We start from the raw sequence: 22,427 nt of genomic DNA, 5'->3' as shown, positions 1-22,427 counted from the left end.
CCCCTCACCACCTAACGAGATGAATCGCCAGGCCGATCAGCGCGCAGGCCACCAATACCTGGATCACCCCGCGCTTGAAGCGGAACAGGGCGATGGCTGCGCCTGCGGCGATCAATGCCGAAGGCCAGTCGAACATCCCGGCGAAGCCGTTTGGCCAGAGCACGTGGAAGCCGAAGAACAGGGCCAGGTTGAGGATGACCCCGACCACAGCGGCGGTGATTGCGGTCAATGGCGCGGTGAACTTCAGCTCGTTGCGGGTCGACTCCACCAGCGGGCCGCCAGCGAGGATGAACAGGAACGATGGCAGGAAGGTGAACCAGGTGACCAGGCTCGCGGCGATCGCGCCGGCGGCGAACGGATGGTCGGCGCCGAACATGGGATGTGCATAGCCGCCTACGAACCCGACGAAGGCCACCACCATGATCAGCGGCCCGGGAGTGGTTTCCCCCAGGGCGAGGCCGTCGATCATCTGGGTCGGCGTCAGCCATCCGTAATGCCCCACTGCTCCTTGATAGACATAGGGCAGAACCGCATAGGCGCCGCCGAAGGTGAGCAGCGCGGCCTTGGTAAAGAACCAGCCCATCTGGGTCAGCGTGCCATTCCAGCCGAAGGCTGCGAGCAGGACGCCCATGGGCAGCAGCCAGAGGGCCGCACCGAGCACCATCAGGCCAAGCAGGCGGGGCCAGCGGAAGCGGGCGTGCTCGGGTGCTGGCGTGTGGTCATCGATCAGGGCAGGACCGTAATCGGTGCTGGCCGCCTTGTGCCCACCGCCGATCACGAATTTCTCCGGTACCAGGCGACCGCCGATGTAACCGATGATCCCGGCGCCCAGCACGATCAGCGGGAAGGGCACGTTCAACGCGAAGATGGCCACGAACGAGGCTGCGGCGATTGCCCACAGCCAGGGGTTTTTCAGGGCCCGGGAGCCGATCCGGTGCGCCGCATGGACGACGATGGCGGTCACCGCCGGCTTGATGCCGTAGAAGATCCCGGCCACGGCCGGTACTTCGCCAAAGGCGATGTAGATCCAGGACAAGCCGATCAGGATCAACAGCGATGGCAGCACGAACAACGCGCCGGCGATCACTCCGCCCCAGCTCCGGTGCATCAGCCAGCCTAGATAGGTAGCCAATTGCTGTGCTTCTGGTCCGGGCAGCAGCATGCAGTAGTTCAGCGCATGCAGGAACCTCTTCTCGCTGATCCAGCGCCGACGCTCGACAAGCTCCTGATGCATGATGGAGATCTGCCCGGCGGGCCCGCCAAAGCTGATGAAGCCCAGTTTCAGCCAGAACAGGAAGGCTTCGAGGACGCCCACGGGAGGGCGCTCGACCTGTGGTCGCTCGGTGGCAGGGGTGTCGGTATCAGCCAATTGGCAGTCTCCTTGGAGGGTGTGGTGGCGAATCGATAAGCGCCCGGGCCTGGCGCGTACAAAACTCATGTTCCGACTGTCGGGATCCGTGTCCGCCCAAGCTGCTCACGCAGCCAGGTGCCGGCCTTTCCGGAACGCGACAATGACGACCAGACCAGGTCGACCCCCACGGTCCAGTCGGTGAACGGATACGCTTCCAGCTCCAGCTCGACCAGTTGCCCGTCGGGGCTGAGGTCCTGCATGAGCTGGGTAGGGACAGTAGCCCAGCCCATGCCTTCGCGCAGCATGTTCATCAGGGTGAGATAGCTTTCGACCCGCCAGTGATTCGGTGAGTTGAGGTATTCGCTGGTAGGCAGCCGGTCCTGGAACGGCAGGTAGACCAACTGCCGGAAGTTGCTCAACTGGTTGAAGCTCACCGGCGCCATCCGCGCCAGCGGATGATCCCGGCACACGACATTGCTGAAGGTGATGATGCCCAGGCGTTTGAACTGCAGGTTCCTGGGGTAATGCGAGCGCGTGCACAGGATCCCCAGCAGCACCTTCTTCTCCTCGATCAGGTCAAGGGCGTCCTGCCGGGACGGATGCAGCACGGTCAGGTCGACATGGGTGAACTGCCTGGAAAAGTCCTCCATCACGGGCGCGAGTGCCTGGTAGGGAATCGCATCGTCGATGCTGATCACCAGCTCGGTCTCCAGCTCTTCGGCCAGGCTGCTGGCCCGGTTTTCCATGTTGAAGCACTGCCCGAGGATTGCCTCGGCGTCGCGCAGCAGCGCACGCCCTTCGCCGGTCAACTGCGGATAGCGGTGACTGCGGTCGAACAGGGTGACACCCAGGTCGATCTCCAGGTTGCCGATGGAAATGCTCACCGCCGACTGCGATTTGTTCAGCTTGCGCGCTGCGGCGGAGAACGAGCGCTCGCTGGCGACTGCGCAAAAGGCGGCCAGTTGCTCCAGGGACATCCTCATCGTTGCACCATGAAAAAAATTGATAGGTCCCATTTTTACAACGGGAGCGGCGGGGCGCATGTTTGCCCCGCCATATAAAAACAATCACGACAAAAATCCTATCCCATCACTGCCTCGACCATGCCAACCAGGAGAAGGCAATGACCAACACCGTTCACCCCGTGGACCAGCGGCTTCCGCTGGCGCAAACACTGATACTGGGCTTCCAGCATGTGCTGGTGATGTATTCGGCATGCATCATCGTTCCGCTGATCCTTGGCGCCGCGCTGCAGCTTCCCAAGGACCAGTTGACCCTTATCATCAACGCCGACCTGTTCGCCGCCGGCCTGGCCACGCTTGTGCAATGCGCAGGCAACCGTTTCTTCGGCATCCGCTTGCCGATCATGATGGGCGTCACCTTTGCCTCGGTCACGCCGATGATCGCCATTGCCCTGAACCCGTCGCTCGGGCTGCCGGGCGTCTATGGGGCGATCATCGCATCCGGTCTGTTCGGGATTCTTTTTGCGCCGCTCATGGGCCGGCTTCTGCGTTTCTTTCCACCGGTGGTGACGGGGACCGTGCTGCTGGTCATCGGCATCAGCCTGATGCGGGTCGGGATCGACTGGTCGGCCGGCGGCAACCCGGTGCTGGCCAACGGCAGTCCGAATCCGGACTACGGCAAACCGGCCTACCTGGCCATTTCGCTTTTGCAGCTGATCCTCATCCTGGGTATCAATCGCTTCGCAAAAGGGTTTCTCGCCAATATCGCGGTACTGCTGGGTGTGCTGGCCGGTTTCTTCATCGCTCTGTTGCGTGGCGATATCGCGCTTGACGGCCTGCAGCAGACGCCATGGCTGGCGACGATCACGCCGTTCGCCTTCGGCATGCCGAAATTCGATGTGGTCGCAGTCGTATCGATGTGCCTGGTCATGCTGGTGACCATGGTCGAATCGACCGGGATGTTCCTTGCCCTGGGCAAGATGGTCGACCGTCCGACCACCCGCGAAAGGCTGGTTCGCGGGCTTCGCTCCGATGGGCTGGGGGCCATTCTTGGCGGGGTGTTCAACGCGTTTCCCTATACCTCCTTTTCGCAGAACATCGGCCTGGTGACCATTACCGGGGTCAGGAGCCGCCATGTCTGCATGGCCGGGGCGATGATCCTGATCGGCCTGGGGCTGTTTCCCAAACTGGCCTGGATCGTCGCCTCCACGCCCCAGTACGTTCTGGGTGCCGCCGGCATGGTGATGTTCGGCATGGTCACGCTGATGGGCGTGCGCATCCTTGCAACGGTCGATTTCGAGCAGTCGCGCTCCAACCTGCTGATCGTCGCCACCAGCGTGGGCATCGGCATGATCCCGATGGTCTCGCCGCAGTACTTTCATCATTTGCCCGACTGGTGCCGGGTATTCACCGAAAGCGGGATCGTCCTCAGCGTTTGCAGCGCCATGCTCCTCAACCTCCTGTTCAACGGCCTGGGCACGGCCGACGAAGCCCGGGCGCAAGCTGCCCGCTCTGCCGCGCTCGGCGACAGCTGAACGCCTGCACACCCTATAAACAGCAAGAAGGTTAAACACGATGACTTGTGAACTCATCAGGGCCGACTTCGTCCTCACCATGGACGCCCGCAATAGCGTGATCGAGGACGGCGCAGTGCTGGTCCGGGACGGTTTGATCGCCGATATCGGCCCGGCGCACGAGCTGCTCGCCCGGCATCCGCTGGCCCCGATCCGTCGCCTGACCGATCGCTTGCTGATGCCGGGCCTGGTCAATACCCACTGCCACTCCGGCATGCTCCGCGGCACTGCCGAGGGCCTGCCGGTCTGGGACTGGCTGCAGGCCTACATCGATCCCATGCACCGTGTGCTGCTGCCTGACGAGGCGCGCCTGGCGTCGATGCTCTGCTACAGCGAAGCGCTGCTGTCGGGCACCACCACGCTGGTGGATATGTGGCGCTACATGCATGGCAGCGCCGAGGCCGCCAACGAGCTGGGCATCCGTGCGGTACTGGTCCCCTATGTGGCCGAGCATCCGGACCATGACTACTTCGAAACCCTGGACGCAAACGACGCCTTGATCCAGCGCTGGCACGGCGCAGCGAACGGTCGCATCGAGGTGTGGGTCGGCCTGGAGCACCTGTTCTACGCCGTGCCGCAGGCCTGGAAGCGCATCGCCGACATGTGCAAGGCCAACCAGGTGGGGTTCCACACCCATAGCAACGAAAGCCGCTTCGATGTCGAGGAAACCCTGCGGCGTTACGGCGTGCGTCCCGTCCAGGCCCTGGAGAAGTTCGGTCTGCTCGAGGCCAGCAAGGTGCTGCTGGCCCATTGCGTCTGGGTCGATGACCAGGAAATCGCCTTGATGGCCCGGCGCAATATCGGTGTGGCGCACAACCCGGTCAGCAACATGAAGCTGGCGTCGGGGGCCGCTCCGATCGTGAAACTGCTGGCGGCGGGCGTTGCCGTTGGCCTGGGGACCGATGGCGAAAAGGAAAACAACAACCTGGATATGTTCGAGGAGATGAAGGTGTCCTCCCTGTTGGCCAAGTTCGCCAGTCTCGATGCCGCGGCGCTCGATGCCTGGTCGGTATGCCGCATGGCTACCATCGACGGCGCACGGGCCCTGGGCATGGACGACCGGATCGGCTCGCTGGAGATCGGCAAGGCCGCCGACATCATCGCTATCCGTGTCGATACGCCGAGAATGACGCCGCTGATTTCCCGTGGTCCGCTGGCCAACCTTCATCACAACCTGGTGCACGCCGTGCAGGGCGGGGACGTGGACATGACCATGGTCGCCGGGCGCGTGCTGGTGGAAAACGGGCAGCTCAAGAGCGCCGAACTGGACGTGCTGATCACCGAGGTCAACGAGACGGCCCCCGACCTGTTTGTCCGGCGCAAGGCCTGGCTTGACCAGGCCGGGGTGTCGGTCAACGAGCTGGACCGGGTGGGCAGTGCCTGAGGCGAAGGTTGCGGCCTTCGCCCGGCATCCTCCGCGGGGTGGAGCGGTGATTCAGCAGTTGCGAGCCACCGCAGGCCTGGCCCGGCGGTACAGCACGGTGGTAGCGGTGAAGCCGCATACCGCTGCGAACATCAGCCAGTAGGCCGGTGAGGCCTTGTCTGCGGTGGCTTCGACCAGCAGTGTCGATACGGCCGGAGTGAAGCCGCCGAACAGCGCGGTAGCCAGGCTGAACGCCAGCGAGAAACCGACCACCCGCACATTGGGCGGCATGACCTCGGTCAGCGCCGCGACCATGGCACCGTTATACATGCCGAAGAAGAACGAGAAGTACAGCAATACCGCCAGCAGCCGCTCGAAACTGGCGGCCTCGGCCAGCCAGTGCATGGCCGGGTAGGCGGTCAGCACGCACAGCAGCGAGATGCCCAGCAGCAGCGGCCGGCGGCCGATGCGGTCGGACAGGCCGCCGCCGATGGGCAGCCAGATGAAGTTGCTCACCCCGACCAGCAGCGTCACCACCAGGCTGTCGGTGCTGCTCAGGTGCAGCACGGTCTTGCCGAAGGTGGGCGTGTACACCGTGATCAGGTAGAACGTGGTGGTGGTCATTGCCGCCAGCAGCCCGCCTGCCAGCACGGTGCGCCAGTTATCGCACATGGAGCGGAAGACCTCGCTGGCGCCCGGGTGATGCTTGCGGGCCTTGAATGCTTCGGTTTCCTGCAGCGAGCGGCGAATGATGAAGATGAACGGGATGATCACGCAACCGATGAAGAACGGGATGCGCCAGCCCCACGCGGCCAGCTCGCTGGCCTGCATCCAGGTATTCAAGGTGTAGCCCAGCGCTGCCGCCACGACGATCGCCACCTGCTGGCTCGCCGACTGCCAGCTGGTATAGAAGCCGGTGCGCCCCGGCGTGGCGATTTCCGACAGGTACACGGATACCCCGCCCATCTCGGCACCGGCCGAGAAGCCCTGCAACAGCCGGCCGAGCAGCACCAGCAGGGGCGCGAACAGGCCGATGCTGGCGTAGCCCGGGACGAGGGCGATCAATACCGTGCCGGCGGCCATGATCGACAGCGTCACGATCAGCCCTTTGCGCCGGCCCACCTTGTCGATATAGGCGCCGAGCACGATCGCTCCCAGCGGTCGCATGAGGAAACCCGAGCCGAATACGGCGAAGGTCATCATCAACGAGGTGAACTCGTTGCTGGCGGGGAAGAACGTCTGGGAGATGTAGGTGGCGTAGAACCCGAACAGAAAGAAATCGAACTGTTCGAGGAAGTTGCCGCTGGTGACCCGCAGGATAGCGCCCAGCCGGGCGCTAGCGGTTTGCTTGGTGTTTTTCATCATGGCTACCGTTTTGCTGGTTTTTGTTGTTGTTCAAGGGCGCTGTCGCGCTTACTCGCTGCCGGCGTCGATCGGGTTTGGCTGGCGTTTTTCGATGGCGTGCTTGAGCAGCGCGGCGCTGCGGAAAATGCCGTGGGCGAACTTGCTGTAGGGCATGGTCAGGAAGAACGCCATCACCAGGCCCAGGTGCAGGGCCAGCAGCAGGCCCAGGGCGCTGGTTTCACGAAATGCCAGCAGTGCGAGGCCGCTGGCGCTGACCAGCAACAGCAGGGCAATGAAGCCTCGGTCCATGGGTTTCTGCTTGGCGTCGCCCTGGGTCGGGTCGCGCTGCAGGTTGAGGTACAGCAGCCCGGCGGGTCCTACTAGCAGGCCCAGGCCGCCGGCGATGCCGAGCATTACCGGCAGGCTAGTCAGCGCATAGGGTGCGGCCAGGCCCAGCAGGTAGTGGTAAAGGGTCGCGGTGGCAGTGGCCGCCAGGCACAGCATGAAACCGTAGAAGGTCAGGTGGTGGAAGCGACGCCGCCACAGGGTGAAACGGTCATCGGCATTGTTGCAGCCCTGGCCATGGCCACCATCCAGGTACTTGAGCCTGGCGACACTGGCCGTCGCTTCCACTGCCGCAGCGGTCTTCAGCGCGGTGCTCGCCGGCGGCGGCGAGACATCCCGCCAGAAGCGGCGCACGCCCAGGCCAAGGGCGATCAAGGCGAAGCCGAACACCGAGCCGAACATCAGCACCAGGGTGTTATGCGGGAAGATGCCGTAGAAGTTGCCGCCAGGCATGGCGGTGAACAGATTGCCCATGGCCAGCAGGGTCAGGCACAGGAACAGCACCAGGGCGAAACCGCTGGCCAGCGCCAGGGTCAGCCCGTTGCGCTGATAGAGGCGCCCCAGGCTGCGTGGCCAGGCGTACTCGGCGTAGGTATCCAGGCGCACCCTGGCCATGGCCTGGGGCACATTGACCGCGAATTCATGAGGTACGGCGTACTGGCAGGCATGCAGGCACGCCCCGCAGTTGTGGCAAAGATTGGCCAGGTAGTGGATGTCGGCCTTGCCGAACTCCAGCCTGCGGGTCATCGCCGGGAATACCGCGCAGAACCCTTCGCAGTAACGGCAGGCGTTGCAGATGCGCATTTGCCGATCGACTTCCTGCTCCTGCAGGTTCAACAGCGGGATAAGCTCGACACCCGGCTGGGCGGGGTCGACCTGGCGAGGTTCAGGCAGTTGCGCGGTCATGATCGTTCTCTTCGAATGGGTAGTGATGGCCGGCGGCGGCAGCCGCACTGACGCCGGCGATGCGTCCGAACGCGGTGCCGATGGACATGCCGACGCCTGCGGTGTAGCCCTTGCCCAGCACGTTGCCGGCCATCATCTCGCCGGCGACGAACAGGTTCGGGCTGGGACGCCCGGCGAAGTGCACCGCGGCCGTCTCGTCGGTGCGCAGGCCCAGGTAGGTGAAGGTCACGCCCGGGCGCAGGGGGTAGCCGTAGAAGGGCGGTGTATCGATCGGGCGGGCCCAGTGGCTCTTGGCGGGTTGCACGCCGACGGTATGGCAATCGTCCAGGCGGGTATGGTCGAAGGTGCCGGTGCGGCAGGCCTCGTTGTAGGCGCGTACCGTCTCGACGAACGCCTGCACCGGAAGGCCCAGGCGCTGGGCCAGCTCCTCCAGGGTGTTGGCCGTGGTGCCGGGAAACACCGGGGGCATGAAGCGTCCGAGGGCTTTCTGGTCGATGATCGAAAAGCCCACCTGGCCAGGCTGCTGGGCCACCAGGCGTCCCCAGATTGCATAGCGCTTGGGCCAGAAGTCCTCGCCTTCATCGTAGAAGCGCTGGCTGTCGCGATTGACCACGATGCCCAGCGACACGCAGTCGATGCGCGTGCAGATCCCGCCGTCGTACAGGGGCGCGCGCGCATCGATGGCGACCATGTGCGCCTGGGTAGGATCGCCGATGGTGTCGGCGCCCAGGTCGATCATGCGGCGCAGCAGTACGCCGTTGTTGAAACGGGTGCCGCGAATCAGGAAGTTGTCCGATGGCCATTCGCCGCGCTCGTTGCGACCCCAGGCTTCGCGCAGCCATTCGCGGTTGGACTCGAATCCACCAGCGGCCAGCACGCAGGTGCGCGCCTCGATGCGCTCGGCAGGCAGGTGCCGGCCTTGCACGTCGCGCGCACCGATATGGGCAGCGACGAAGCGGTCGCCGTCCATCTCGATATCGACCACCCCGGCATCGTAGCGAACCTGTACGCCGAGCCGCTCGGCACTGCGGAAATAGGCATTGACCAGCGCCTTGCCGCCGCCCATGAAGAAGGCATTGGTGCGGGCGGTATGCAGCGCGCCGGACAGCGATGGCTGGAAGTGCACGCCATGCCGGCGCATCCAGCCCCGGCAACCGGACGAAGCCTTGATCACCAGGCGTGCAAGTTTTTCGTTGGTCAGGCCCCCGGTGACCTTGAGCAGGTCTTGCCAGAATTCCTCTTCGGGATAGGCCTCGACCAGTACATCCTGCGGTGCGTCGTGCATGCAGCGCAGGTTGCGGGTGTGCTGCGAATTACCGCCGCGCCACGCCTTGGGTGCGGCTTCCAGCAGCAGGACGCTGGCCCCCGCCTCGCGGGCCATCAGTGCGGCACACAGGGCGGCGTTGCCGCCGCCAACAACAAGAACATCGATCATTTTCGCTCCTCGGTCGCAGCCGGCATGAACGAGGAGCCTGCTGCGAGTGAGCGGAAAATAGTGCGATCGAGGGCCTGCCGAAAGGCGAACTACGGCATGGGGTGTTCAGTTTTACTAAAGGCTTTGCCGGCCTGGGCTGGTGACTCAGCAACTGCTGTCGGCAATCCAGGTCGCCCCGGGCCACTGCTGCTCGGCGACCAGCCGCCGCGCCACGTCCAGCACCACGCGCCGCGCTGCCAGGGCCGCTGGCGACAGCTCGTCATCCGCCAGGGTGGCCAGCAGGTTGCGCCGGCCGACATGGGCGTCGCTGATCTGCGTCACTTCAAGCCCGTTCTCGCCCTTGAGCGCCGCGGCGGCACCGGGCTGGATGGTAGCGGCGTGGCCGGCGCGCACGGCGTTCATCAGCACGGCCAGGCCATCGACTTCCATGATGATATTGGGCACCAGGCCCGAGCGTTCGAACGCCGTCATCAAGGTGCTGCGAAGCCCGTGCTGGACGCTGGGCATGATCAGTGGCAACTGGCCCAAATCGGCCAGTTGCACGCTGCCGGAATGCGGAGCGTGAGGCACCTGGGGGGCGCTGATGACGAACAGCCGTTCATCGAGCAGCGGCGTCACGCTCCAGCGTTTGCCGCCCTCGAGCTGGAACAGGATGGCCAGGTCGAGCTGGCGGGCATTGAGTTGGGCGGCCAGGTGGCCGGAGAGCATTTCCACCAGGTGCAACTGGATATCCGGGTAGCGCTCGCGCATCGCGTCGATGAGGGGAAGGGCGAGCACGGTCGCGGTGGTCGGCGGCAGGCCCACGGTGACATAACCGCTCATGCGTCCGCGGTGGGCGGCAAGAATGGCATTGTCGGCCTGGCGCAGGCTGAGCTGGGCATGATGCAGGAACGCCATGCCGGCGGTGGTCGGGGTGACGCCGGTGGTGGTGCGGTTGAGCAGCCGGGTACACAGCTCGCTTTCCAGCTTGGCGATCTGCTGGCTCAGGGCCGATACGCCGACATCCAGCTCCAGCGCGGCGCGACCGAGGCTGCCCTGTTCGATGATTTTCACGAAGTAGCGCAGTTGTCTGAGTTCCACGGTTCAGGAGTTCCAGTCAGGAGGCCAGGTTCTGGCGGATAACCCGTACGAATTCTCCCACCACCCGATACCGCGACAGCAGGTCGTCGCGCAATTCCAGCGGTTCGAACCCCGGGTCGGAGGAGCGTGGCAGCAGCAGGATTTTTTCGTGGTGCCAGCCATTCTCGTCCTCGACCTTGACACTGCGATATTCCTTGACCGTGTACTGGGCGCTCGCGCCTTCATCCCACAATTCCACCAGGACGATCCGGCCATTGCGGCTGCCGCCGCGCTCGGCGCGGAACAGGCAGGTCGAGCCATCGGGAATGATGGTGTTCATCGATTCGCCCAGCACCTCGCAGGCGAAGTAGCCGCGGTCCAGCGGGAGGTCGTCGCCGACGACTATCCAGCTTTGCCGTTCGGCCTGCTGTGCCTCGCTGAACCCGCCTGCCGCCGCGCGCAGGTCGTACAGTGGCACCGCGTTCACGTACGGGGCCGGTTTCACCGGTTCGCGCACGGGCTCTGCCGGCGAGTGCAAGGGCAGGTGCTGTGCCAGGTAGTCGCGCAAGTCCTTGTTGCAGGCGTAGATGAATGTCCCGCGGATACCGCGGAGCATCATGGTCTTGTAGATATTGAGAATGTACTGCTTCAGTTCGCCCGGCTGCCTGATCCCGCTCTTGCCGTTGCGGTCGAAATAGCGGGCCGGGTCGATGGTGATCTCGCCGCGGACCTTGTCGTAGCCGATCTCGTGGCCAAGGATGACGGCGGCGAAGTTCAGGTCATAGCCCTGGGTGGTGTGGATACAGCCGACTTCGGCCTCGGAACCCGGCGTATTGATCCAGTCCTGGCTGGTGCTGTTCCAGCGCAATTGCACACCGTCGATCTCGATATCGAACGCGTCCTTGTTCTTCCGCGAGATCCAGGGCCAGGCGTAGCCGGCGATCATGCGCGACAGGCCGAACTGGCGATTTCTTTCCTGCACCACCTGCATCATGTCGCCGAGCGAATCGAACAGTGCCAGTTCATAGTTTTTCGGGGTGAACCTTGGCTGGCCGTTTCGGCGGACGTTGAGCAGCTCATCGAGGAAGGTCACATAGGAATTGCCGGCACGCACCCGGAACTGCGAGTACAGCGTCTGCACTTGCGTCGTGCCCAGTGCCTTGAGCCTGGCAAAGTCCTCGGCATTGGCATCAGAGGGCTTGATCGACTGGCTGTTGTCGTAGAAGAAGATCGCCTTTCCCGCCTGGCGGCAGACCCAGTCCACTTCACTGCAACCGAAGGGGTCGAAGCCCAGTGCCCGGGAGGCAGTGTCGAACCCTTTAAAGTAGGGCCCCAGGTTGCTGCGCTTGCGCAAGCGATGGGCTTCATCCACCAGGACGATGTCGTAGTCTCGCTTGGTCAGGTCGGCAGGACCGATGACCATGTCCGGGGACAGCCCGGCAATGTGCCTGAAGGCTTTTTTCAAGGTTGAGCGAAACGACGCCATGGGCACCACAAGCGCCATTTTCGGCGTGCCGTAGCGTTGCTTGATGCCCAGCAACAGGTTGCGCAGTTCGGCTTGTTCACTATCGAACTCGTGGAAACTGGTTTCATCGATAGCCGAGTGCAGCAGTTTGAACAGGTAGATCGCCAACACCGATTTACCCGTGCCCGCGCCACCTTGCACCACCAGGGTCTTGCTTTGCTCGTCGAGCAGCGCATGCAGGATGCCGAGCAGTCCCTGGCGCTGCTCGGAGGACAGCGACTTGTAAGGCGAGTACTTGAACAGGTCCGAGTTGTCGATCGACTCCAGGGAATGCTGCACCAGGCCTTCGCTGCGCAGTTTGTTCCAGGTCTCCTTGAAGATCGCGGCATAGAGTCCGGAGCGCTGGTAATAGTTGTGATCGACCAGCCCCAGGTTGCTGTTGAGCAGGGAGAACCTGCCATCGGCGGCAATGTACTTGATCAGCGAGGATTCGATATCGAGGGTCGCCGACTTGTTGAACCTGTCGCTGCTGATCAGATGCACCGAACGCAGCAGGCTCTTGTCGCCATTGGCCAGGTGGGTGTTCATCCGCTTGAGGGCATCGGCGGTCTCGCCAACATAGGCCTGCTTTCTGGCTTCATCGCTGAGGATATAGACCAGCGGCCACGAATCCGCCGCGTGGAAGTGCTCACGAAGCTGTTGTTCCAGCGTCCGGCGCGAAAAGGCGTAGCGGTTCACTTCGACCAGCGGTTTGCCGTCCAGGGCTTTGTTCATTACAGCTCCGTGTATTTCCTGGCAGATCCCCTGGCCTTGTCCACCGGATACTTGCGCTCGTTGAGTTCGATCTTGTCGAGGATGATCTGCTGCGCGTCGAGCTCGTAGTGATCGGCCAGCAGCAGGGCATAGGCGAGGACATCGGCCAGTTCTTCCCTGACCCTGGCGATGTCGGCTTCCTCGGCCGACTTCCACAGGAACACTTCCGCCAGTTCGCTGGCTTCGATGCTCAAGGCGAGCGCCAGGTCCTTGGGGTTGTGGAATTTCTTCCAGTCACGCGCATCGCGAAATGCACGCAGCTTCTTGATCGCTTCTTCCATATTCGGGCACGCCGGCAAGTTGATGCGCTCATGATTGCTTACGAAACCGGGTGAAACAAGGTTTTCGCCCGGCAGGTGTAGCGCGCGCTGTAGCGCCAGGTGCAACACCTGTAGCGCCCGCGCTGCACCTGGCTGGTTGCTCCGGTCCCGGCAAGCCCGCGTGATACGGCGCTTACACGCTGCCAAGGCGTGCTGGCATGGCCGTTGCTCCCTGAGAGGTGCGCAGCAAGCGCCACTAATAAGAACAGGACAACTCCCATGACACAGATTGGCCATGCCTCGCCTCCCGGCGCCCGTTCCATCGTCGCCGGCATTCCCTTGAAGTCCCTGGCCGCCGCGTTGCTGCTGAGCCTGGCTGCGGCGCCTGCCCTGGCCGCCGGGATGCCGGCCAATGTCGACAGCAAACGTCTCATCGCCGCCGACCAGGAACCTGGCAACTGGATGAGTACCGGTCGTACCTACGACGAACAGCGCTACAGCCCGCTCAAGCAGATCACCGACCGCAACGTCGGCCAGCTCGGCCTGGCCTGGAGCTACAAGCTCGATCTGGACCGGGGTGTGGAGGCCACGCCGATCGTGGTCGATGGCGTGATGTACACCACCGGGCCGTTCTCCGTGGTCTACGCGCTGGATGCCCGCAACGGCAAGCTGATCTGGAAATACGATCCGAAATCCGACCGCAACCGCGCCGGTGAAGCCTGCTGCGACGCGGTCAACCGCGGCGTGGCGGTGTGGAAGGGCAAGGTGTACGTGGGCGTGCTCGATGGCCGCCTGGAAGCCATCGACGCCCGCACCGGCCAACTCGCCTGGTCGGTCGATACCCGAGCGGACCATAAGCGCAGCTACACCATCACCGGCGCGCCTCGGGTGGTCAACGGCAAGGTGGTGATCGGCAACGGTGGCGCCGAGTTCGGCGTGCGTGGCTACGTCACTGCCTATGACGCCGAAACCGGCAAGCAGGCCTGGCGTTTCTATACCGTGCCGGGGGATCCGAAGTTGCCACCGGAAGGCAAGGGCATGGAGATCGCCGCCAAAACCTGGCATGGCGATGCCTTCGTCGAGCAGGGCGGCGGCGGCACGGCCTGGGACTCGTTCGCCTTCGACCCGGAGTTGAACCTGCTGTATATCGGCGTCGGCAACGGCTCGCTATGGGACCCGAAATGGCGCAGCCAGGCCAAGGGCGACAACCTGTTCCTGTCGTCGATCGTCGCGGTCAACGCCGACACCGGCGAATACGCCTGGCACTACCAGACCACGCCGGGCGATGCCTGGGACTACACCGCGACCCAGCACATGATCCTCGCCGAACTGCCGATCGACGGCAGGCCGCGCAAGGTGCTGATGCAGGCCCCGAAGAATGGCTTTTTCTATGTGATCGACCGCGCCACCGGCGAGCTGCTTTCGGCCAAGGGCATCGTGCCGCAGAGCTGGACCAAGGGCATGGACATGAAGACCGGCCGGCCCATCGTCGATGACGAGAACGCCGCGTACTGGAAGGACGGCAAGCGCAAGTTGGTGACCCCGGCCTTCTGGGGCGCCCATGACTGGCAGCCGATGTCCTACAACCCGAACACCGGGCTGGTGTACATCCCGGCCCACATCATGTCGGCCTACTACGAACACATTCCCGAGGCGCCGAAGCGCAACCCGTTCAAGAGCATGTACCAGCTGGGCCTGCGCACCGGGATGATGCCGGAAAACGTCGATGGCCTGCTGGAGATGGCCAAGGGCTGGTCCGGCAAGTTGATCGCCTGGGACCCGGTCAAGCAGCAACCCGCCTGGGAAGTGCCCTATGTGACCATCTTCAACGGCGGCACCCTGAGCACCGCCGGCAACCTGGTTTTCGAAGGCAGCGCCGATGGCCGCGTCATCGCCTACGCCGCCGACAGCGGCAAGAAACTCTGGGAGCAACCGGCGGCCAGCGGGGTGATGGCAGCGCCCATCACCTACAGCGTCGACGGTGAACAGTACGTGACCTTCATGGCCGGCTGGGGCGGGGCGTTCTCCACCTTTGCCGGGGCGTTGTCGCTGCGCGCGGGTGTGCAGCCGTTCTCCCAGGTGCTGACCTACAAGATCGGCGGCACCGCCAAACTGCAGGAACCTGCACCTCGCCCGGACACGCCCAAACCTCCACCCCTGGGCACCGATACGGCGGCCATCGAGGCCGGCGCGAAACTCTACGACGGCTACTGCTCGCAGTGCCACGGCATCCACGCGGTCAGCGGCGGCGTGCTGCCGGACCTGCGCAAGCTCACCGCGGAAAAGCACCAGATGTTCCTCGGCATTCTCTACGGTGGTCGCGTACCCGACGGCATGCCGTCCTTCGCCGATGCCTTCACGCCTGAACAGGTCGAGCAGATCCACCAATACCTGATCAAGCGTTCCCACGACCTGCAGAACGAAGGCGAAGCCTGGAAGCAGTTCAGCACCAAGCACTAAGCCACGGACCGACATGGAGAAGACACATGAGTGACGCTACTTATCAGAACTACATTGGCAACGCCTTCGTCCCCAGCGACGAACTGATCGAGGTGTACAACCCGGCCAACGGCCAGTTGCTCGGCCGGGTGCCCCAGGGCAGCAGCGCACAGGTCGAGCAGGCCATCGCCGCCGCGCGCCAGGCGCAGAAGGCCTGGGCGTTGCGACCGGCAATCGAGCGTGCCGGCTACCTGCGCGCCATCGCCGGCAAGGTGCGGCAGCACAGCGAGCGCCTGGCGCGGATCATCACCGCCGAGCAGGGCAAGGTGCTGGAGCTGGCTCGGGTCGAGGTGAACTTCACTGCTGATTATCTCGACTACATGGCCGAGTGGGCGCGGCGCCTGGAGGGCGAAGTGCTGAGCAGCGACCGCCCCGGCGAAAGCATCCTGCTGCTGCGCAAGCCCTTGGGCGTGGTGGCCGGGATCCTGCCGTGGAACTTCCCGTTCTTCCTGATCGCGCGCAAGATGGCGCCGGCTTTGTTGACCGGCAATACCATCGTGATCAAGCCGAGCGAGGAGACCCCGATCAACTGCTTCGAATTCGCCCGCCTGGTGGCCGAGACCGATCTGCCTGCCGGTGTCTTCAACGTGGTCTGTGGTACCGGGGCGACGGTGGGCAACGCGCTGAGCAGCCACCCCGGCATCGACCTCATCAGCTTTACCGGAAGCGTCGGCACCGGTTCGCGGATCATGGCCGCGGCGGCGCCGAACATCACCAAGCTCAACCTGGAGCTGGGCGGCAAGGCGCCTGCGATCGTTCTGGCCGACGCGGACCTGGACCTGGCGGTCAAGGCCATCACCGCGTCACGGGTGATCAATACCGGGCAAGTCTGCAACTGCGCCGAGCGGGTTTATGTCGAGCGCAAGGTGGCCGATGCCTTTATCGAGCGCATCGCAGCGTCCATGGCCGCTACCCGGTACGGTGATCCACTGGCCGAGAACGGCCTGGACATGGGCCCGTTGATCAACCGCGCCGCGCTGGACAAGGTGGCGCAGATGGTGCGTACCGCCAGCGGGCAGGGGGCCCAGGTGATTACCGGCGGCGCGCAGGCCGATCTCGGCCAGGGCTTCCACTACCAGCCGACGGTACTGGCGGGATGCTCGGCGGACATGGAGATCATGCGCAAGGAAATCTTCGGCCCGGTCCTGCCGATCCAGGTGGTCGACGACCTGGACGAAGCCATCGCACTGTCCAACGACAGCGAATACGGCCTGACCTCATCGATCTACACCCGCAGCCTGAGTGCGGCCTTGCAGGCGACCCGCTCGCTGGATTTCGGCGAGACCTACATCAACCGCGAGAACTTCGAAGCCATGCAAGGCTTCCATGCCGGCACGCGCAAATCGGGGATCGGCGGGGCGGATGGCAAGCATGGGTTGTACGAGTACACCCATAGCCATGTGGTCTATATCCAGGGCTGACAGCCTGGTTGTTGCTGATGGCCTCATCGCTGGCAAGCCAGCTCCCACAAACCTGTGGGAGCTGGCTTGCCAGCGATTGCAGTGGTGGATTCACTACTGCAGTTTCAGGTTCAAAACCGGTCATTGGGCTGCACCAGCCCCTGCTTTTTCATCTGCCGATACAGCGTCGAGCGCGCTACACCCAGTTCGCTCGCCGCTGCGCTGATGTTCCAGCGATGCCGGCGCAGGACCGCCAGCAGGTCCTCGCCTTGCGAGTGGCTGCCTGAAGGCGCAGGGCTGCTTTGCAGGAGGTCCTCCGGCAGGCAATCCAGGTCGATACAGCCGTTCTCCGCCAGGGCCACCGCATAGCGCAGGGCATTGAGCAACTGGCGGATATTCCCGGGCCATGGCGCGTCGAGCAGGCACTGGCGCGCCTGGGCGGTGATTCGCATGCCCTGGGCTGCGAGCTGTGCATCCAGCAGGTGACCGCGATCACTGCGTTCGCGCAAGGGTGGCAGGCGCAGGTGCATGCCGTTGAGGCGATAGAACAGGTCTTCGCGAAAGCCCTTGTCGCGCAGCATGGCCTGCAGGTCCTGGTGGGTTGCGCAGATCACCTGGATATCCAGCGCCACCGGTGCCGCAGCACCGATAGGCGAGATCTCGCGTTCGGCCAGCACCCGCAGCAGGCGCGTTTGCAGATGCGCAGGCATATCGCCGATCTCATCGAGGAACAAGGTGCCGCCATTGGCCAATTCCAGCTTGCCCTTCATGCCTTTTTTCTCGGCCCCGGTGAAACTGCCGCCGCGGTAGCCGAACAGTTCGCTTTCGATCAGGCTTTCCGGAATCGCCGCGCAATTGAGCGCGACGAAAGGCCCGCCCCGGCGCGCACTGGCCTGGTGGATGGCGCGGGCGAAGGCTTCCTTTCCGGTACCGGTTTCACCGGTTATCAGGATGGCGATGTCCTTGTCGAGGACCTTGCGCAGGCGCTGCACGCTGTGCTGCAACGTCGGGTCGGCACCGGCCAGGCGTTCCAGGTCGGGGTGGCGGGGTGGCCGGGCGCGAGTCGGCGCCGGTGCCGGTGTCTGTGCCAGGCCGTGCCTGGCCGAGGGAATGCGCAGGCTCAGGTCCAGCAGCGTGTCGTCATGCCGGGCGCGCAAGCGCAGGCCGCGGGCGCCGCCGTGGGTCTGGCGCAGCAGGTCATCGACCGCCATGGGCAGCAAACGGTCGATCAGGCTGCCGATCAAGCGGCCGTCGGCATTGCTGTCGTGGGCGACAAAGGCTGCGTGGTTGGCACCGATGACCCGACCCTCGTCGTCCAGGGCCAGCAATTGTTCGTTGGCCAGGTCGGTGATTTCGTCGATAGGCTTCAGGGAAAGGCTGAGCCGGTCCCTGTAGCTCTGGCGGAAATGCGCGTTCTCGATCAGGCGGGCGTACAGGATCACCAGTTGCAGGGTCAGGTACTGGCTTTCCTTGGGCCCGTCGCTGTTCAGGCAGGTGGCATTCAGGCAGCCACGAAGCAGGCCCTGGGCATCGAAGATCGGAGCCACCGAGCAACTGAGCGCGGCATTGGCGTCGAGAAAATGCTCCTGGCGGTGAATGATCAGCGGCTCGGCGGCGGCCAGGGTGGTACCGATGCCGTTGGTACCGGCGATGGACTCGTCCCAGCGCGCCCCGACCACCAGTCCGGAGCGTACATACGGCGTGTGTTCACGGGGCAGGCGGGCGTCGAGGGTGATGCCCTGCTCATCGCTGAGCAGCACCGCAAAGCCCGCCGGGACCACGCGCCGGGCCAGGCCGCTGACGCCCTGGCCGGCGATGGCGAGGTACTCCTGGTGTTGCTGCTGGTGGCGGCGGATATCCGCAGCGCTGAGGATATCCAGGCGCGTGGCCGTGCCTGGGTCGAGCCTGTGCTGGACCACGCTGCGATACCAGGACTGGGCGATCAACCCGTCCGGACGAATCGCTCGACCAGGAAAATGCTCGCTGACGAAGGCTGCGAGTTCACTGGGATGGGGCTGCGCGCTATGCCGGGTCATGAACGGCTCCGTATCTTGTTGTCGGTGTAACGGGCCATGTTGCGTCACGGCACTAAGATAGCCGCAGGGGGGAAGCCGTGCCAAGGGACGGGAGTGAAGAGGGGAGAGGGAAGGGGTGCGCATCCCTGCGCGGGCGTGGCGATCAGAAGCTGTATTTCGCCGTCACCATCATGTTTCGTGGCTTGCCGTACACATCCCCACCATAGTCCACCGAGGTGGAGATGGCCGAGTAGTACTTGCGGTCGAAAATATTGTTGGCGTTGAGCTGCAGGTCGAGGTTACGGGTCAGCTGATAGCCCGCCATCAGGTCGGTGACCGCATAGGCGCCCTGTTCGAGCCGGTACGCGCCATTGGCGGTGGCGATATCGTTGTACATGCGGCTCTGCCAGTAGACGTTGCCGCCCACCCGCAACTTTTCCAGCGGACCTTCGAAGCGGTACACCGTGGACACCTTGAACAGATGCTCGGGTGTATCGGTGCTGAAGCGCTGGTTCTCGTTCTGCGGCTTGGCGTCATCCTTGAGGTAGTGGGTGCGGGCGTAGGTGTAGCCGGCGCCGATCTGCCAGTTGCGGGTCAGCGCACCTTGCAGCTCCATGTCGATGCCCTGGCTGCGCACCTGGCCGGAAGCCGCGTAGCAGTTGGTCGGGTCCACGCAGCCGGAGACGTCCGTGAGCGACACGCCACGGTTTTCCTGGTCGACGCGGAACAGCGCCACGCTGGCGTTCAGCGCCCCGTCGAAGTACTCGCCCTTGACCCCGACCTCGTAGTTCTTGCCTTCCACCGGCCTGATCGGGCTGCCGGATGCGTCCTTGTAGGCTTGCGGATTGAAGATGTCGCTGTAGCTGACATAGACCGAGTGGTGGTCGTCCAGCTCGTAGACCAGGCCGGCGTAGCGTGTGACGTTTCGGGTGACCTTGTAATCGGCCGCCGAGTTCTGCTTGTCGTCGTAGTCGTACCAGTCCAGCCGGCTGCCGAGGATCAGCTTGAGCGGGTCGGCCAGGCTCAGGCGAGTGGTCAGGTAAACGCCTTCCTGGTTGGTCACCTTGCGGCTGTTGCCGCTGTGCACGAAGTCCGGCTTGCCAGCGTTCAGCGGCCAGTTGGTGTCGTAGGGGCTGTAGTTGCGGGTGGTCATGTCGTAGATGCGCTTGCTGGCGCCGACCACCAGTTCATGACTGCGGCCAAAGGCCTGGAACGGGCCGCTGGCGAACGCATCGACACCGGCCTGGTCTTCGTCGTGACCGGACTGGTAAACGGTGCGCGCCAGGCTCTTGTCGGGGGCCCAGCGCGACTGATAGGAGCCCGAGAACAGCGCGTCCTGCTGGGTATAGGAGGCATTGACCTGCAGCTTCCAGTCGTAGGCCAGTTGCTGGCGGATTTCGGCGAACAGGGTGTTGATGTCCTGGTCCTTGTCTTCCCAATCGGTGCCCGGGTTGTACGAGCGCGGCAGATCGAGGTGATGGCCGTCGAGGCCTACCATCGACGAGCCCCAGAAGTAATTGGTCCGGTCCTTCTGGTGGGAGAAGCCCAGGGACAGCGTGGTGTCGTCGCTCAGGTCGGCTTCGGTGATGGCATAGAACAGGCCATGGGTCTCTTCGGCGCGATCGACGAAGCTGTTGGCATCCTGCCAGGACGTCACTACACGGCCACGCAGGGTGCCGCTGGCATTCAGCGGGCTGGAGGCATCCACTTCGCCGCGGTAGTCGTCCCAACTGCCGGCCGCACCGGTCAGGGTGACCTTCTGCTCGGCCAGCGGGCGCTTGCGGACCAGGTTGATCGCCGCCGACGGGTTGCCGGCGCCGGTCACCAGCCCGGTAGCGCCGCGGACGAGTTCGACCCGGTCGAACATCGCCAGGTTCGGCTGGGCGCCGACGGTCCAGCCCTGGTAGGTGCTGGGGATGCCGTCGTACATCAGGTTGTCGATATCGAAACCGCGCGAGGAGTAGGTCTGCCGGCCGGGGCCGCTGGACTGGCTGAGGAACAGGCCGGGGGTGTACTTGACCACGTCGTTGATGCTGGTCATGGCCTGGTCGTCCATGCGCTGGCGTGTCATCACGGTGACCGCCTGGGGTGTTTCGCGCATCGTCATCGGCAGCTTGGTCGCGGTGGACATGATGCCCGTGGTGTAGGACGAACTGCCCTCGGTGGTGCTGCCGAGCTGGGTGTTGCTGATTTGCGTCGCGCCCAGTTCCAGGGTCTCGGGTGGCGTCTGCGCGGGCGTCGTGCTCGCTTCGTCAGCGATTGCCGACAGGGAACCGGCCATGCAGATCGCTACGGACAGCAGATTGAGTGAAGGACGAAAGAGACGGGGAGGTACCGGGACAGCCATGCCATGCTCCTAATGAAAAACAAAGTGCTTATGAGAATTGTTACTAATAATGATGGCAAGATTTGCTGGCACGGGGAAGGGCAAGGTGCAAAAAGATCGGACCCAGGAAAAAGCCGATGACATTTCCCCTGTCGAAGCCAGGGTATCGTGATACTTTTTAGCGTGCTTACAGGTTTAGGTTGTATCGTTAAACGGCTTGATCTCTTCGAAATTAGATAATATGTTAATTAAATAATAAGATCGGAGGATGCCATGTTCCTGTCATCGAGCGAGCAGGCCGGCTTCGAGCGCTGGTGCCAGTCCCTGCGCAGCATTTGCGGCAATTTCAGCACCCTGCCTTCGAGCCTTACCCGCCACTTCATCGGCGAGATCCACAGCCAGGCCATCGGTGCCCTGGACACCGCCCATATCCGTACCAATGCCCGCCTGATCAGCCGCGAATTGATCGGCGTGGACAGCGATGACAGCCATTGCTTCCTGATCTACCAGCGCAGCGGCCGCCAGCGGATTCGCCAGGCGGGCATGGAGGTCGAGCTGGGCCCCGAGGACATCGCCTTGGTGGACTCGGCGCGGTTGTTCGAGATCGAGCCGCTGGGCCTGGTCGAAAACATTTCCGTGCACCTGTCACGGGATATCGTTACCCGCCAGTTCAAGGGCGATAACCTGTTCGGCAAACTGTCGCGCAACAATGTGTCCAGCCGCATGGTGCGCTCGCTGGTGCAATCGATCGGCCTGCTCGGCGACGGCGCGGCCAATGGCGATGACGGCCAGGCCATCCAGAACGCGCTGGTGTCGCTGGTGCTGCCGGCGATGTCCGGGCAGGCGCAGGGAGAAAACCCGCTGCTGCACAGCGACAGCCTGTTCGCCACGGCGCTGCGCCTGGTGGACGAGTCGCTGCAGGATGTCGATCTCGGCCCTGCCTATCTGGCGGATCAACTGCACACCTCGGTGCGCAGTCTTTACCGGTTGTTCGAGGAACACGGCGAAAGCGTCTCGCGCTACATCCTTCGCACCCGTCTGACGAAAGTGGCCCATGACCTGTGTTGTCACACCCTGCGCAGCCAGTCGATCACCCAGATCGCCTTCAAGTGGGGCTTCGTCGATGTCGCCCATTTCAGCCGCGCGTTCAAGCGCCAGTTCGAGGTTTCGCCCCGGGATTACCGGGCACACGCCTTCCAGCTGTAGGCACTGGCAAGAAATGCCAACTGCATTGGCGGTGACAGTCAAGCGCCGCCTTGCGGCACGACTTCTAATACTCCTGCGTAGTGCAGAGCCTGCTAATGCTTGAC

15 protein-coding genes are annotated in these 22,427 nt (G+C 63.8%); 5 read left to right on the top strand and 10 right to left on the bottom strand.

Annotated elements, in window-relative coordinates; all coding sequences use genetic code 11:
* Window positions 1-4 precede the first annotated feature (4 nt).
* Both chrA and ACKLLE_RS02850 read right to left on the bottom strand, forming a co-directional pair.
* Window positions 5-1,369, bottom strand: coding sequence for a chromate efflux transporter (chrA, locus tag ACKLLE_RS02855; RefSeq protein ID WP_420056727.1), 1,365 nt, complete (start codon window positions 1,367-1,369; stop codon window positions 5-7).
* 65 nt (window positions 1,370-1,434) lie between these two features.
* Window positions 1,435-2,334, bottom strand: coding sequence for a LysR family transcriptional regulator (locus ACKLLE_RS02850; RefSeq protein WP_420056726.1), 900 nt, complete (start codon window positions 2,332-2,334; stop codon window positions 1,435-1,437).
* Between the two features lie 140 nt (window positions 2,335-2,474).
* Here ACKLLE_RS02850 and ACKLLE_RS02845 point away from each other — a divergent pair, with 140 nt between their 5' ends.
* Together ACKLLE_RS02845 and ACKLLE_RS02840 are read left to right on the top strand one after the other, a co-directional pair.
* Window positions 2,475-3,848: a nucleobase:cation symporter-2 family protein gene (locus ACKLLE_RS02845; RefSeq protein ID WP_420056725.1), complete on the top strand. Its 1,374-nt coding sequence runs from the start codon at window positions 2,475-2,477 to the stop codon at window positions 3,846-3,848.
* A 40-nt stretch (window positions 3,849-3,888) separates the two neighbouring features.
* Window positions 3,889-5,271 carry an amidohydrolase family protein gene (locus ACKLLE_RS02840; protein WP_420056724.1) on the top strand — a complete coding sequence of 461 codons (1,383 nt, stop codon included), beginning with the start codon at window positions 3,889-3,891 and terminating at the stop codon, window positions 5,269-5,271.
* A 51-nt stretch (window positions 5,272-5,322) separates the two neighbouring features.
* Here the strand turns inward: ACKLLE_RS02840 and tcuC are convergent, their stop codons facing one another.
* The 6 genes from tcuC to ACKLLE_RS02810 form a co-directional block, all read right to left on the bottom strand.
* Window positions 5,323-6,615, bottom strand: a complete 1,293-nt coding sequence (gene tcuC / locus ACKLLE_RS02835; protein ID WP_420056723.1) for an MFS transporter — start codon at window positions 6,613-6,615, stop codon at window positions 5,323-5,325.
* 48 nt (window positions 6,616-6,663) lie between these two features.
* Entirely contained in the window at window positions 6,664-7,845 is a 1,182-nt protein-coding gene (gene tcuB / locus ACKLLE_RS02830) for a tricarballylate utilization 4Fe-4S protein TcuB (RefSeq protein WP_420056722.1), read from the bottom strand.
* Window positions 7,826-9,280: an FAD-dependent tricarballylate dehydrogenase TcuA gene (gene tcuA / locus ACKLLE_RS02825; RefSeq protein WP_420056721.1), complete on the bottom strand. Its 1,455-nt coding sequence runs from the start codon at window positions 9,278-9,280 to the stop codon at window positions 7,826-7,828. The genes tcuB and tcuA overlap by 20 nt, the downstream gene beginning before the upstream one ends.
* A gap of 144 nt (window positions 9,281-9,424) precedes the next feature.
* Complete coding sequence (locus ACKLLE_RS02820; protein ID WP_009394067.1) at window positions 9,425-10,360, bottom strand: LysR substrate-binding domain-containing protein; 936 nt, start codon at window positions 10,358-10,360, stop codon at window positions 9,425-9,427.
* Window positions 10,361-10,376: 16 nt separating this feature from the next.
* Complete coding sequence (locus ACKLLE_RS02815) at window positions 10,377-12,578, bottom strand: DNA/RNA helicase domain-containing protein (protein ID WP_420056720.1); 2,202 nt, start codon at window positions 12,576-12,578, stop codon at window positions 10,377-10,379.
* Complete coding sequence (locus tag ACKLLE_RS02810) at window positions 12,578-12,898, bottom strand: nucleotide pyrophosphohydrolase (protein ID WP_037058315.1); 321 nt, start codon at window positions 12,896-12,898, stop codon at window positions 12,578-12,580. Before ACKLLE_RS02810 ends, ACKLLE_RS02815 begins: the two co-directional genes overlap by 1 nt.
* A 258-nt stretch (window positions 12,899-13,156) precedes the next feature.
* Here ACKLLE_RS02810 and ACKLLE_RS02805 point away from each other — a divergent pair, with 258 nt between their 5' ends.
* Window positions 13,157-15,337, top strand: a complete 2,181-nt coding sequence (locus ACKLLE_RS02805; protein WP_420056719.1) for a PQQ-dependent dehydrogenase, methanol/ethanol family — start codon at window positions 13,157-13,159, stop codon at window positions 15,335-15,337.
* A gap of 26 nt (window positions 15,338-15,363) precedes the next feature.
* The gene (aldA, locus tag ACKLLE_RS02800) at window positions 15,364-16,797 is read left to right on the top strand and encodes an aldehyde dehydrogenase (protein ID WP_064301749.1); all 1,434 of its coding nucleotides are present in this window, start codon (window positions 15,364-15,366) and stop codon (window positions 16,795-16,797) included.
* 110 nt (window positions 16,798-16,907) lie between these two features.
* Here the strand turns inward: aldA and ACKLLE_RS02795 are convergent, their stop codons facing one another.
* Both ACKLLE_RS02795 and ACKLLE_RS02790 read right to left on the bottom strand, forming a co-directional pair.
* Window positions 16,908-18,812, bottom strand: a complete 1,905-nt coding sequence (locus tag ACKLLE_RS02795; RefSeq protein ID WP_420056718.1) for a sigma-54-dependent Fis family transcriptional regulator — start codon at window positions 18,810-18,812, stop codon at window positions 16,908-16,910.
* Window positions 18,813-18,954: 142 nt separating this feature from the next.
* The gene (locus tag ACKLLE_RS02790; protein WP_064301747.1) at window positions 18,955-21,138 is read right to left on the bottom strand and encodes a TonB-dependent siderophore receptor; all 2,184 of its coding nucleotides are present in this window, start codon (window positions 21,136-21,138) and stop codon (window positions 18,955-18,957) included.
* Between the two features lie 252 nt (window positions 21,139-21,390).
* Between ACKLLE_RS02790 and feaR the strand changes: the two genes are divergently transcribed.
* Entirely contained in the window at window positions 21,391-22,323 is a 933-nt protein-coding gene (gene feaR / locus ACKLLE_RS02785) for a transcriptional regulator FeaR (RefSeq protein WP_420056717.1), read from the top strand.
* The last annotated feature ends 104 nt before the right edge of the window (window positions 22,324-22,427 follow it).

It is taken from the genome of Pseudomonas bharatica (genome assembly GCF_048586865.1).
GTDB classification, from domain to species: domain Bacteria; phylum Pseudomonadota; class Gammaproteobacteria; order Pseudomonadales; family Pseudomonadaceae; genus Aquipseudomonas; species Aquipseudomonas bharatica.
The sequence above is the reverse complement of the archived record's forward strand: the minus strand, read 5'-3'. Positions and strand labels throughout refer to the sequence as shown.